The following is a 13,187-nucleotide window of genomic DNA, read 5'->3' as shown; positions in this document are numbered from 1 at the left end:
GCCATGCTAAAATCGTTATTTATACAGAATTTTGTTTTAATAGATAACCTGGATATTCGTTTTGATGAAGGATTCTCGGTGATTACGGGTGAAACCGGGGCGGGGAAGTCTATTATTCTGGGTGCACTTTCTTTGGTGTTGGGACAGCGTGCTGATGCTAAGAGCATAAAAACCGGTGCGGATAAATGTGTTATTGAGGCTGTTTTTGATATTTCTAAATACCTGTTAGAACCATTCTTCGTTGAAAACGACCTGGACTATGACGCTGAAAGTTGTATTCTACGTCGTGAACTGTTTTCATCGGGAAAATCACGCGCTTTTGTAAATGATACTCCAGTTTCTTTATCTATCATGAAAGAACTGGGCAACCGTTTGATAGATATACATTCACAGCATCAGAATCTATTGTTGGGAGATAACCGCTTCCAACTGAAAGTTGTCGATGTAATGGCGGAGAATGAGATATTATTAACGCATTATCATAAAGAATTTATTCACTATCAAGCTCTGAAAAGTGAATTGAAGAAACTGAAAGAAAAAGCTATCCAGACAAAACAGGAAGAAGACTATATTCGTTTTCAGCTAAAACAGTTGTCAGAGGCTCGTCTGGTTTCCGGAGAACAGGAAGAATTAGAACAAGAGCAGGAAATGCTTTCACATGCTGAGGAGATAAAAGGTTCTCTTTATAAGATTACCGAATTACTGAATGGCGATGAAATGGGGGGACTTCAACTTATGAAGGAAGTTCTTTCTACTTCTGATTCATTGGAAAAATATTTTTCAAAAGCGAAAGAAATATCCGAACGTTTACGTTCTGCCTATATAGATTTGAATGATTTAGCATCAGAAATTGATGTAATGAAGGAAGATGTAGAATTTAATCCAGATCGTTTAGCATGGGTAAATGATCGTTTGGATATGATATATTCTTTACAACAGAAACATCATGTTTCTACATTAGATGAGTTACTTGCCATACAGCTAAAATATGAAAATCAGCTGAAAGATATTGATTCATTCGATGAACAGGTTGATATATTAAGTAAACAATTGGATTCATCGTATAAAGAACTGCTTCAACGAGCTTCAAAGCTTAGTGGACAACGTAAACTTGCGGCTGATGCAATGTCTGCCCAATTAGTAAAAATGGTTGCTCCATTGGGTATGCCGAATATCCGTTTTCGAGTAGATATAATTCAGAAAGAAGAGCCGGAAAGCGATGGAATGGATGATATTCGGTTTTTATTTTCTGCAAATAAAAATGGAGAATTGCAACCTGTAGCCCAGACGGCATCCGGTGGAGAAATAGCTCGCCTAATGCTTTGTATAAAGGCGATGATAGCCGGTTTTACAGCATTGCCTACTATTCTTTTTGATGAAATAGATACAGGTGTTTCTGGTGAGATTGCTGATAAAATGGGTGATATTATGCAAGATCTGGGAACAAAAATGCAAGTGTTTGCTATAACGCATTTACCTCAAATTGCGGCTAAAGGCAAAGAGCATTATTTTGTATATAAAGAAGATATGCCTGATCGTACAATTACCCGGATTAGAAAGCTTACTAATGAAGAACGTGTACGTGAAGTCGCTCGTATGTTGAGTGGTGCTTCCCTTACGGAAGCATCTATGGCTAATGCGAAAGAATTGTTACAAATGTAGATATGACTGCGATTAATTACATCTAAGTAAACAATTGAATTGTGAAACATAATATCTTTGCAGTTCTAAAAATTAAATAATGTCTACGTTATCAGAAGAACAAATATATCGGAATTACGGAAAAGGACGTATAGAGGTTATCTGCGGTTCTATGTTTTCCGGTAAAACAGAGGAATTAATAAGACGTTTGAAACGAGCTACATTTGCCAAACAACGTGTAGAAATATTCAAGCCGGCGATGGATACGCGCTATTCGGAGGAAAATGTAGTTTCACATGATAGAAATGCAATATCTTCTACTCCGGTAGATTCATCTGCCAGCATTTTATTGTTTTCTTCGGAAGTGGATGTTGTGGGAATTGATGAAGCACAGTTTTTTGACAATGGTCTGGTTGATGTTTGTAATAAACTTGCCTATCAAGGAATCCGTGTAATTGTTGCGGGATTGGATATGGATTTTAAAGGTATCCCTTTTGGTCCTGTGCCCGGTTTATGCGCTATCGCGGATGAAGTGACTAAAGTTCATGCTATTTGTGTAAAATGTGGACAGCTAGCTTACGTTTCCCATCGGGTTGTGGAAAATGATAAACGCGTCCTTTTAGGTGAAAAAACGGAATATGAACCGCTTTGCCGGGAGTGTTATGCTAAAAGTAAAAGAGAATATTTAGAGAAAGAAACCTTATAAAACAATTAAAGCCTGTCTCACGACAAGCCCTAACCAACTTTGTTAACCTTAAATCTAATACTATTATGAAAAAACCACATTGCAAATGCATGGCTTTTTTAGTATTTGTCAAGATTATAACTGCTAAATAATGTTTTTTGATGCCTAAGAAATGCTAATAACTCCTTTTGAAGCATTAGTTTCCTTTCTTTTTGTCAATAAACTAACTATAACGATTGTGATACACGACAGAGGAAGCCCGAACAATATCGGATCAATAGCATGCCATGGGTATACATTAATCAGCACATCTTTACCAAACAATGCTTGGCATAATCCAATAGGGGCGGCTTCCGCTTTATGAAGGAACATCATTGCAAATAAACTGGCCAAAGCTCCGACCCATAAACTTGCTAATGCACCTTGTTTTGTGACCCCTTTCCAATATAAGGCACAAAAGTATGCAGGTAAGAAAGTTGCTGCACATATCCCCATGAATAAGGCTGTTCCGCGAGCTATTATACCGGCACTTAATGTATAACAGATGATATAGCTTACTAAAATAGAGCATAATACACCGATACGGACACCGATTGTTGAATTAGGATTCTTATTCCGTCCTAACTTTGGAAAGGCGTCGGCTCCAAAAGCTGCTCCCATAGTGTGGAATTGGGCACTTAATGTAGACATGCTGGCTGATAGGATACAAAGCATGAAAACAGCTCCAAACCATTCCGGCATAGCTTTATTAATAAATAAAGGAATGATTTTATCCATGTCTTTTATGGCTTCGGATGCGACTACACCTTCTGTTTTAAGAAAGAAAAGGTTTGATAATGCTCCTACATGGTAGATTGTCCCTACGGTAATAATTAGAAAAACACAGCCTATTAATACGCCACGGTTCAATTGCTTGGTACTTTCTACCATCATAAAACGAACAACAAGCTGGGGCTGCGCAAGGCATCCTATGCCAACTCCTAATATGAGAGAAGTTACCAAAGTATACCATTGAGGTGATCCGGTTACAGGCATTGCTGTCCATCCTTGATGGCCTAACGCATGGAAGCGCTCGGGCACCATTGGAGCTATCTCTGTTAACTTCTTATTGGCCTCAATAAATCCCATATCCATAATTTTATAGAACCAGAATAACAAAAATAACATGCACATAAACATAATTACGGCTTGCAAAGCATCTGTATATAATACGCCTTTAATCCCGCCGGTAATAACATAAGTAGCAACGATTAGCGTAAATATTAGAAGAGCCAGATGCAGGTCGATATTAAACATTTGTTCAATGAATACGGCACCACCTTTCATTACAACCGCGGCATATAATGGCATACCTATAAAAATAATGGTAGCAATAAATATTTGAATAGAACGGGACTTGTAATGTAAGCCTAATAATTGAGGAAATGTACGTGCATTATGTTCTTCTCCTATTTTCCGGGTTTTTCTGCCGAAAAAGATAAATGCAACAACGACGCCCATGAACATATTGAGAAGACAAAGCCATTGAATACCCATGCCGAAAGTGGCGGCAACACCTCCAAAACCTACAATTGCGGATGCGGATATAAAAGTAGCTCCGTAGGATAATGCCATAATAACCGGATTAATTTTGCGGCCTCCCAATAAATAGTCACTGGCATTTTTTGTTTGTTTATAACCGAGATATCCTAGCCAGGCAAGGATAAACATATAGATGATTACGATGATTCCTAAAGTAAGTGTGCTCATTTTTCATCGTGTTTTGGATTAGTACTATTTTCTTCTTCTTCTTTATTCCATGTTGTTATGCCAAACCAGATGGAAAATAAAAGGCAGGCGAATGCAAGCAAATATGCTAACCAGATACCGGGATCGTCTATTCCGAACATTTGTTATTTGTTTTAAATGGTGATTAGATAAAAGTTACCCCGAAAAACAGTATATTTTCGGGGTAAAACAGGTTATAGATTGATTAAATCGTTTTCGCAGATGTATTCCAAATTTTGCCGGCGGATTACTTCACGGGCAGCTTCACGATTATTTGTGCGAAGAATTAATATAGACTTATCTTTAATAGAAAAGCAATACATGTATTCAATACTTAGTCCTGCTTTTGTAAAGTAGGTTAATACTTTTGCAAAACTTCCTGCACATGAGTCGGTGACAATGGCTAATACATCTGTTAAGTTCGCACTTACATTCTTATTTTTTAAAATCTTAAATGCTTTTTGAGGGTCACTTACAATGATTCGGAGAATCCCATATTCGGAAGTGTCGGCAACGGTAGCTGCTATAATACGTATATTCTCTTCAGCAAGTAAGGTAAGTATTTCACTTAGCTTTCCGTACTTGTTTTCCAGGAAAATAGAAATTTGATTTACCGTCATAGCTTGTATATTTTAATGTTCATAATGGGTTTTATGTAAATTTACGCAGATCTTTTACGCGTATAGCTTTTCCTCCTTCCTGAGAAGGAAGTGAACCTTTGGCCACTAATTTCAAATGTGGCGTAAGTAACAGTTCGTCTTTTAACTGACGCGTAATTTCTTTGGTAAGTCTTTGTAATACGCTATAGTCGTCAGTGAATAGATCACTTAATTCAACTTCAATGAGCATTTCATCATTGTTCCCAATTGTTTCAATTGTTATCAGATAGTTACTACCTAATTCTTTGAACTGCATTAATATTTTTTCTATCTGAATAGGGAAGATATTGACACCTTTCAAGATAATCATATCATCACTACGTCCTTTAAAACGTGCTAGCCGTTTATGTGTACGTCCGCACGGACATGCTCCGGGAAGTATACATGTCAGGTCTCTGGTACGATAACGAAGCAATGGCATTGCTTCACGGTTTATGGTCGTAAGAACCAATTCTCCAACTTCTCCTTCTGGAGTTGGTTGTAATGTAACCGGATCTATAATTTCGACAATAACATTATCTTCCCAAATATGAAGGCCATTTTGTTCTGTACATTCAAAGGCAACACCGGGACCATTCATCTCAGACATACCAAAACAGTTATATGCTTTTACACCTAAAAGTTGTTCAATTCGGCGGCGTTGTTCTTCTGAATGTGGCTCGGCTCCAATACATACGGTATGCAGTTTGGTATCTTTTCGCGGATCTATTCCTATTTCATACATAACTTCAGCCAGACGAGTGGCATAACTGGGAATAATATGCAAACAGGTTGTACCAAAATCCTGAATAAATTTGATTTGTCGTTTTGTGTTTCCTGCAGCGGCGGGAACCGTTAATGCTCCTAATTTTTCAGCTCCATACTGAAAACCTAGTCCTCCGGTAAACATTCCATAACCGGAAGTGTTTTGGAAAACATCAGTATCCCGTATGCCAACCATATACATGCAACGCGCAACTTGATTTGCCCACTGGTCTAAATCTTTTGCCGAGTGTAATACGACAGTTGGATTGCCTGTAGTTCCACTGGAGGAGTGGATACGTACACAGTCTTTGATAGGTATAGCTGCCATCCCGAAAGGATAATTATTACGTAAATCATCTTTCGTTGTGAAAGGGAGCTTTTGTAAATCTTCTAAAGAACGGATACTATCGGATGTGATTCCATGTTCATGAAATACTTTGCTATAAAATGGAGAATGTCCGGCTAATTCTATTGTTTGTATTAACCGTTCTAACTGTAGTTTCTGTAAGTCTTCCCGATTTAAGGTTTCAATGTCTTTCTGCCAATACATCATAACTTTTTATATTATATTTAGAGTGTGTTTAATTCCTATAATTTGAACTGCAAATGTATCTTTTATTTTGAATTTTGGTAGCATTTCTTCTGATTTTTTGGACATATAAATAGAAAAAATGCGAATTATATTGCATTTGAGTAAATATGTAACTGAAATATTTTATATATTTGTTATTTATTACTTTGTATATGGAGAAATATGATAGTTATACCAGAAATGAATTGATTGCCCGTATAGAATGTTTGGAAGTTGATTTGGAAAAGGCTGGGAGAGTTCAAGATCAGCGAAAGATAAACTTCCTAAATATTCTGATGGAGACAATACTTTCTAATATAGATGTGGCCATATGTGTAAAAGACGTGTTTAATGGTTTTAAGTGTATTTATTATAATCAGGCTGCAGAGCGATTTCTCGGTGTAAAAATTTCAGATGCAATAGGTAAAACTGACTTTGAAATATTTTCTAATTCCAGACGTGCGCATGAAATACGAACAGAGGATTATTATACAATAAAAAACGAAAGGTCTGTAAAGTATGGTGTTGAGTATGAGAAACCTAATGGTGAAATTCGTGTCGTCAATATTGTACGTCTATTAATAACTAATCCTGATCCGGGTGCTTCTCCTTTATTGCTGGCGATGATAACGGATGTTACGGAACAACGTCAGAATGAAATTGATTTGTTGAAAGCTCAGGAATCCGATAAACTGATGAATGCCTTTATAGCAAACATGAGCCATGAAATACGAACCCCTCTGAATGCAATAGTTGGATTTTCCCGTCTTCTTACGGAGGCTGATAACTTGGAAGAACGCAAGGAGTTTATGTCTATTATCAATAATAATTGTGATCTTCTGCTTCAATTGATAGATGATATTTTAGTTTTTTCAAAATTAGAATCAGGAACATTCCATTATAATCAAAAGGAGGTAGAGTTAAGGGATATTTGTCAGGAAGTGTGTTCTTCTCAATCTTTGAAAATAACATCCAGTGTCAAATTATTGTATGATAAGGAAAATTTGCCTTCCATCCTTCTTTATACGGATGCTAAACGAGTGGAACAAGTACTGTTAAATTTACTTTCCAATGCAATTAAGTGTACATCAGAAGGGCAAATATCATTGACGTATAAAATAGAGAAAGATTTTGTTCGCATTTTGGTGACAGATACGGGTATTGGCATTCCTGAGGAGAAACAAAAATGCGTTTTTGAGCGCTTTATTAAATTAGATAGTTTTAAGCAAGGAACAGGCCTTGGACTCTCGATATGTAAGACGATTGTGGAGAAATTAGGCGGAGAGATTGGGGTAATATCCAAGTATGGTGAAGGTTCAACTTTCTGGTTTACCCTGCCTTTGAGAAAATATGAAGAGATAGAAGAAAATATAGATTTGAAATAGTATAATTATAATCAATAAAACGGTAGAAATATGAAAAATGCGTTTGTTTTTTTAGCAACAGGTTTTGAAGAAATCGAAACTTTAGGTACAGTGGATATATTGAGACGTGGGGGGATTCACGTGACAATGGTATCTATAATGGATACTTGTGAAGTAATAGGTACTCATAATATTTCGGTTAATGCAGATTCCCTTTTCAAGGATGTCGACTTTAGTTTAGCAGATGCTCTAATTATCCCTGGCGGAATTCCGGGTTCTAATCATTTGAATGATTATGTTCCTTTGAAAGAACTCATCTTGCAAAAGGAAAAAGAAGGCGTAATATTGGCGGCTATTTGTGCGGGGCCTATGGTATTAGGAGGATTAGGCCTTTTAAACGGGAAAAAAGCAACTTGTTTTCCGTTTTTTGAACCTACAATGACAGGTGCAACGCCTACAGGCAATGGGGTAGAGCAAGACGGTAATATTATTACTTGTAAAGGACCTGGTTTTGTTTTTGATTTTGGTCTTTTGATAGTACGTAATTTAAGAGGAGAAGAAACAGTAAATGAGGTTGCAGCAGCTGTTCTAGCTCCGGGATATTGACAGAAAAACAGGCACAAACTTCTAAGTTCGTGCCTGTTCGTTTTTTTACTTTTTGAATGATTCTTTCATTTTGGCGATGTCTAGTAAGTAGTCTTGTAGATCTTGTTCATGTTCTTCTTCTTCTGCCAAGATATGTTTTGCGATATCACAAGTTGTATAGTCTAGTCCATTTGTGAACTGGGCGATTTCTTGATATCTGAGGATGGCACATCTTTCAGAATCTATATTTTGTTTTAACAAACTAACGGTATCAAATGCAGTAGGCGCATCATATTTGCATCTTGCAAGTTCAAACCATTTTTTAGGATCAAGTACCGGAATACCTTCCAATTCAATGATGCGGTCGGCGAGTAATTGTGCGTGTGCCCGCTCTTCTTCTGCATGTTCCTCAAATTCGTCTTGTACGTCTCTACGCATAGCTCCTTCTGCCACCAAAGCTCCTACCCAATACTGATAGTATGCTAACCATTCTTCTGATAGTGCGGCATTTAACTGGCTCAATAAGTTATCTACGTCCAGCTTTCCCTTTAAAATTGAAACGGTTTCTTTTGCCATAATTATAAAATTTTAGAATGAAACGTTATTCTTGTTATCTTTTATATTTCAAACAATTGTAGATAGTCATTGTTTATAAATTATCTAAATTTTATTCCGCTTATTATTCATTAAGATATGGATTCGTATTCAGGAATAACTGATAATAATCAGAATGATTAAAGTTTACATTATAAGAAATTTTTTATCTTTGCACCTCTAATCTAAAGATGTAAAATACATAATGATGCTAAATAATACTACCAATTGGTATGTACTTTATACCGCTGCCCGTGCTGAAAAACAAGTGAAAGAACGAATTGATGCTTTAGGTGTGGAGTGTTGGCTTCCTCTTCATAGAACGCCTCGTGTATGGTCTGATCGTGTAAAAATGGTGGATGTCCCATTGTTCAGTTCTTATGTCTTTGTGAAATGTACGGACCCTGTTTTACGGGATTTGTTACGTGTGTATGGAGTGTCCCGTATTATTTATTATAATGGCAAACCTGCTATTGTACGTCAGAAAGAAATAGATGCCATAAAAGAGTTTTTGGAAATAGCTACCGAACATCCCCTATGTACGGGAGATGAGGTGGAAATACTCTGTGGAGCTATGAAACATGTTTCCGGTAAAGTGAAAAAGGTAAAGAAGAACCATGCCTTATTATTTTTAGAACAATTAGGTGCTACAGTTTGTGTCAAACTGGAGGAAATTGCAAGAGTTAATCGTATTAAGTAGACAAACTGTTTTATAAAGTACTGTAAATGTACTTCATATCCACATTTTGGCGTATTAATGCTGCAAGTTTATCATATTGTTCTTCTTTGAAAGCAGTATAATCAAACGATTTATTTTCTGTTTTTTTGTCGAATCCATCGGCTAAATTGTCCAAAACAGCCGGGTTGTCCAGAATGCCGTGCATGTAACTTCCCCAGCATTTATTATTGAGATAGTAACCGTCTTGTCGTCCGTCTTCCAATAATACAACAGGTTGATTAGGGGCATCATTTAGCAGCGTAGTCCGTCCCATATGTATTTCATAACCACGACATGTTTGTAATGAATCGGATGTGTCGGGCAGAAAAGTAAAAGAACTTTGTTTTGTGATTTTTTCTTGCTCAATAACAGTACATTGAGGTAATAATCCTAATCCGGGAATAACCGGTAAACTTCCTTCTATACCTTCCGGATCTTCTAATCGGATACCCATCATCTGGTAACCACCGCAAATACCTATTACTTTCTTTCCTGTTTTATGGGCACGGATTATGGCATTTGCTATACCATTGGCTCGTAAATGCTGTAAATCGGCTAATGTGTTTTTAGAACCGGGTAATAGAATAATATCAGCTTTCTCTATTTCATCCAGATTATTTGTATAGTAGGGGTTAAAACGTGTATCCATTTCAAGTACATCGAAATCCGTGAAGTTTGACATCCGCTTAAGAAGAATGATCGCTACGTTTATTTTTCCATCCCGATAGGTATTATTCTTCACATCCAACGCAACAGAATCTTCTTCTTCAATTTTAATATCATGAAACCAAGGGATGACACCGACAACCGGTATGCCTGTTAATTCCTTTAATAATTGTCGTCCTTCTTCAAATAAAGATGCATCCCCACGAAACTTATTGATGATTATACCTCTCATTAGTGCCTTTTCTTCAGGCTTTAGCAGGGCTATAGTTCCATATACGGAACCAAATACTCCTCCTTTATCTATGTCTGCCACTAAATAAGTGGAGGCTCCGGCTTGCGAGGCCATTCTCATATTTGTAATATCACGATCACGCAGATTCAGTTCGGAAATACTTCCGGCACCCTCTAACACAATTGGATTATATCGGGTTTCAAGCCGTTTGAAGGCATTGATAGCTTCTTTGAAAAGTTCTTCTTTTTGATTTTTTATACCGAAATAATCTTTGGCAGACATATTCCCCACAGGTTTTCCATTAAGTACGACCTGTGAGCTTTTATCATTAGTTGGTTTTAATAGAACAGGATTCATATCTGTATGAGGTTCTATACCACATGCTTCGGCTTGTACTACTTGAGCACGTCCCATTTCACCGCCTTCAATAGTAGAATAGGAGTTGAGGGACATGTTTTGAGCTTTAAAAGGTGCCGGATGATAACCATCTTGCCGAAAGATACGGCAGAAAGCTGTATTAATAACGCTTTTGCCGGCATCTGAACAAGTTCCTACAAACATGATTGGATTTAGATATCGTTTCATTTTATGTATTACTGTAAATGATTGCAAAACTAGCGAAAAAGTAGGAGAGGCGTACTGCTTTTTTAGTATATTTGCGACTGCTTAAATTATTATAATAAAATGGAAATACAGAAACAACCACAACGTTTACAGTCATTAGATGCCCTCAGAGGGTTTGACATGTTTTTTATTATGGGCGGAGGCTCTTTATTTATTGCTTTAGCAACCTTGTTCCCCAATCCTTTTTTTCAAGCTATAGCGAATCAAATGCACCATGTAGAATGGCATGGTTTGGCAGTTGAAGATATGATATTCCCGCTATTTCTTTTTATTGCCGGTATATCATTCCCTTTTTCTTTAGCAAAACAGAGATTGTCTGGTATGACAGATGCCGCTATTTATAAAAAAATAGTTCGTCGTGGCCTTACCCTTGTTGTCTTAGGTTTTATATACAGCGGGTTGCTTTCTTTCGATTTTGAAAATATGCGTTATGCCAGTGTATTGGGACGTATTGGTTTAGCTTGGATGTTCGCTGCTATTATTTTTGTTAATACCCGTACAGTTACAAGAATATGGATTGTAGCTGTAATATTAGTTGGATATTGGTTATTATTGGCTTTTGTTCCGGCTCCCGATGGAAATGGTGCGGATGTCTATAGTATGGAAGGATGTTTAGTGGGGTATATTGATCGTATGTTTTTGCCGGGTCGTCTTTATTTGAAGATACATGATCCGGAAGGTATTTTGCCTACTTTACCAGCAATAGGAACAGCCTTACTTGGTATGTTCTCCGGTGAATTCGTTAAATTACAGAAAAAAGAATTTACAGGAACGAAGAAAGTGCTTTATATGGCTATTGTCGGTTGCGTTTTAATTGTTATTGGTTTGATATGGAGTCTTTTCTTTCCGCTTAATAAGAATTTATGGACAAGCTCTTTTGTTTGTACCGTAGGAGGAATTTCTACTTTATTGTTTGCCTTGTTCTATTATATCATAGATGTAAAGAATTGTCGTAACTGGACATTGTTCTTTACTGTTATAGGAATGAACTCTATTACTATTTATCTGGCGCAACGTTTTATAAATTTCTCGTTTACATCAACGGCTATTTTTGGTGGTTTAATTGGATTATTCCCTGAGACAGCTCAGCCATTAATCAGTGCAATAGCATATATTTCTGTATGTTGGGGATTTCTTTATTTCTTATATCGCCAACGTATTTTCTTGAAAGTATAAGTAATGGAAAAGCCTGTTTATAAACGGTTGGAGTCGTTGGATGTTCTTCGCGGCTTCGACTTGTTTTGTCTTGTTGTCTTAGAGATGGTACTGCATCCGTTGGCACATGCTGTTCATGCTCCTTGGTTTGACTCTTTTATGTGGGGATTTACTCATATGGAATGGGAAGGTTTTTCTTCATGGGATTTGGTGATGCCTCTTTTTATGTTTATGGCTGGTGTTTCTATGCCATTTGCATTGTCTCGTTATAAAGCGATGCCCGATAAAATGGCGGTTTATAGACGTATTGGAAAACGGGTATTGCTTTTATGGATATTTGGAATGATGTGTCAGGGAAATCTTTTGGCATTAGACCCGGATAAGATTTATTTTTATTCAAATACATTACAAGCCATTGCCATGGGGTATTTGATTGCGGCCATATTGTTTCTCCATGTACGTTTTTCTATACAAGTAGGTGCTGCCGCCTTTTTCTTATTACTCTATTGGGCGATAATGCAATTTGTTACCATTGATGGTTACGGTGGAGGAAATTATACGCCGCAAGGAAATTTGGCGGAATGGATAGACCGGATGGTATTAGGCCGTTTTCGTGATGGAGCATCGGTTGTAGACGGCCAGGTGGTATTTGCGGAATGGTATCAGTATACATGGATATTAAGTAGTCTTAACTTTGGAGTTACTGTATTAACCGGACTTTTTGCTGGACATATATTAAAAGCTGAATATTCTCAGAGACGAAAACTTCAATTATTATTTGGTATAGGTGTTGCTATGGTCGCAGCCGGTTGGTTATGGGGATTGCAGATGCCTGTTATTAAAAAACTTTGGACAAGTTCTATGACACTGGTTAGTAGTGGATATTGTTTTTTATTGATGGGATTGTTTTATTACTGGATAGATTTTAAGGGGCATCGCAAGCATATAACATGGCTGAAAGTTTATGGTATGAATTCAATTTTGGCTTATATGCTTACTATGGTCGTTAGTTTTAAATGTATTGGAGAATCTTTGTTTTTTGGCTTACAGCAATATTTAGGTAATTATTATCAAGTACTTATTGCCATATGCAATGTATTGGTTATTTATGTAATTTTGCGATTGTTTTATAATCGTAATATATTTCTAAAGGTATAACATCGTATAATAGAAAACACAAAT

The 13,187-nt window shown here is 36.9% G+C and carries 13 protein-coding genes; 7 read left to right on the top strand and 6 right to left on the bottom strand.

What is annotated here, in order from left to right:
* Positions 1-3: 3 nt before the first annotated feature.
* Together recN and C1721_RS14170 are read left to right on the top strand one after the other, a co-directional pair.
* Complete coding sequence (gene recN, locus C1721_RS14175; protein ID WP_102408864.1) at positions 4-1,662, top strand: DNA repair protein RecN; 1,659 nt, start codon at positions 4-6, stop codon at positions 1,660-1,662.
* A 79-nt stretch (positions 1,663-1,741) separates the two neighbouring features.
* Positions 1,742-2,347: a thymidine kinase gene (locus C1721_RS14170; RefSeq protein ID WP_102408863.1), complete on the top strand. Its 606-nt coding sequence runs from the start codon at positions 1,742-1,744 to the stop codon at positions 2,345-2,347.
* A gap of 144 nt (positions 2,348-2,491) precedes the next feature.
* Here C1721_RS14170 and C1721_RS14165 read toward each other — a convergent pair whose 3' ends face one another.
* The 4 genes from C1721_RS14165 to C1721_RS14155 form a co-directional block, all read right to left on the bottom strand.
* Positions 2,492-4,075, bottom strand: a complete 1,584-nt coding sequence (locus C1721_RS14165) for a sodium:solute symporter family protein (RefSeq protein WP_102408862.1) — start codon at positions 4,073-4,075, stop codon at positions 2,492-2,494.
* The gene (locus C1721_RS16220) at positions 4,072-4,215 is read right to left on the bottom strand and encodes a symporter small accessory protein (RefSeq protein ID WP_199830410.1); all 144 of its coding nucleotides are present in this window, start codon (positions 4,213-4,215) and stop codon (positions 4,072-4,074) included. Before C1721_RS16220 ends, C1721_RS14165 begins: the two co-directional genes overlap by 4 nt.
* A gap of 72 nt (positions 4,216-4,287) precedes the next feature.
* On the bottom strand, positions 4,288-4,713 hold the full coding sequence (locus tag C1721_RS14160; protein WP_102408861.1) for an acetolactate synthase: 426 nt from the start codon (positions 4,711-4,713) through the stop codon (positions 4,288-4,290).
* A gap of 31 nt (positions 4,714-4,744) precedes the next feature.
* On the bottom strand, positions 4,745-6,049 hold the full coding sequence (locus C1721_RS14155) for a phenylacetate--CoA ligase family protein (protein WP_102408860.1): 1,305 nt from the start codon (positions 6,047-6,049) through the stop codon (positions 4,745-4,747).
* Positions 6,050-6,240: 191 nt separating this feature from the next.
* On the opposite strand from C1721_RS14155, the gene C1721_RS14150 reads away from it, so the two are divergent.
* Together C1721_RS14150 and C1721_RS14145 are read left to right on the top strand one after the other, a co-directional pair.
* Positions 6,241-7,452: a PAS domain-containing sensor histidine kinase gene (locus C1721_RS14150; protein WP_102408859.1), complete on the top strand. Its 1,212-nt coding sequence runs from the start codon at positions 6,241-6,243 to the stop codon at positions 7,450-7,452.
* A gap of 30 nt (positions 7,453-7,482) precedes the next feature.
* Complete coding sequence (locus C1721_RS14145; protein WP_102408858.1) at positions 7,483-8,037, top strand: DJ-1 family glyoxalase III; 555 nt, start codon at positions 7,483-7,485, stop codon at positions 8,035-8,037.
* 45 nt (positions 8,038-8,082) lie between these two features.
* Here the strand turns inward: C1721_RS14145 and C1721_RS14140 are convergent, their stop codons facing one another.
* A complete protein-coding gene (locus tag C1721_RS14140; protein WP_102408857.1) occupies positions 8,083-8,592 on the bottom strand; it encodes a ferritin-like domain-containing protein in 510 nt (169 codons plus the stop codon).
* Positions 8,593-8,815: 223 nt separating this feature from the next.
* Here C1721_RS14140 and C1721_RS14135 point away from each other — a divergent pair, with 223 nt between their 5' ends.
* Positions 8,816-9,310, top strand: a complete 495-nt coding sequence (locus C1721_RS14135; RefSeq protein ID WP_102408856.1) for a UpxY family transcription antiterminator — start codon at positions 8,816-8,818, stop codon at positions 9,308-9,310.
* A 10-nt stretch (positions 9,311-9,320) separates the two neighbouring features.
* On the opposite strand, the gene C1721_RS14130 is transcribed toward C1721_RS14135, so the two are convergent.
* Complete coding sequence (locus C1721_RS14130) at positions 9,321-10,811, bottom strand: cobyric acid synthase (protein WP_102408855.1); 1,491 nt, start codon at positions 10,809-10,811, stop codon at positions 9,321-9,323.
* 99 nt (positions 10,812-10,910) lie between these two features.
* On the opposite strand from C1721_RS14130, the gene C1721_RS14125 reads away from it, so the two are divergent.
* On the top strand, positions 10,911-12,026 hold the full coding sequence (locus tag C1721_RS14125; RefSeq protein ID WP_102408854.1) for an acyltransferase family protein: 1,116 nt from the start codon (positions 10,911-10,913) through the stop codon (positions 12,024-12,026).
* A 3-nt stretch (positions 12,027-12,029) separates the two neighbouring features.
* Positions 12,030-13,163 carry an acyltransferase family protein gene (locus tag C1721_RS14120; protein WP_102408853.1) on the top strand — a complete coding sequence of 378 codons (1,134 nt, stop codon included), beginning with the start codon at positions 12,030-12,032 and terminating at the stop codon, positions 13,161-13,163.
* The last annotated feature ends 24 nt before the right edge of the window (positions 13,164-13,187 follow it).

The organism is Parabacteroides bouchesdurhonensis (assembly GCF_900186615.1).
Classification (GTDB): Bacteria; Bacteroidota; Bacteroidia; order Bacteroidales; family Tannerellaceae; genus Parabacteroides; species Parabacteroides bouchesdurhonensis.
Note: the sequence above shows the minus strand (reverse complement) of the source record. Positions and strands in the feature narration are given on the sequence as shown.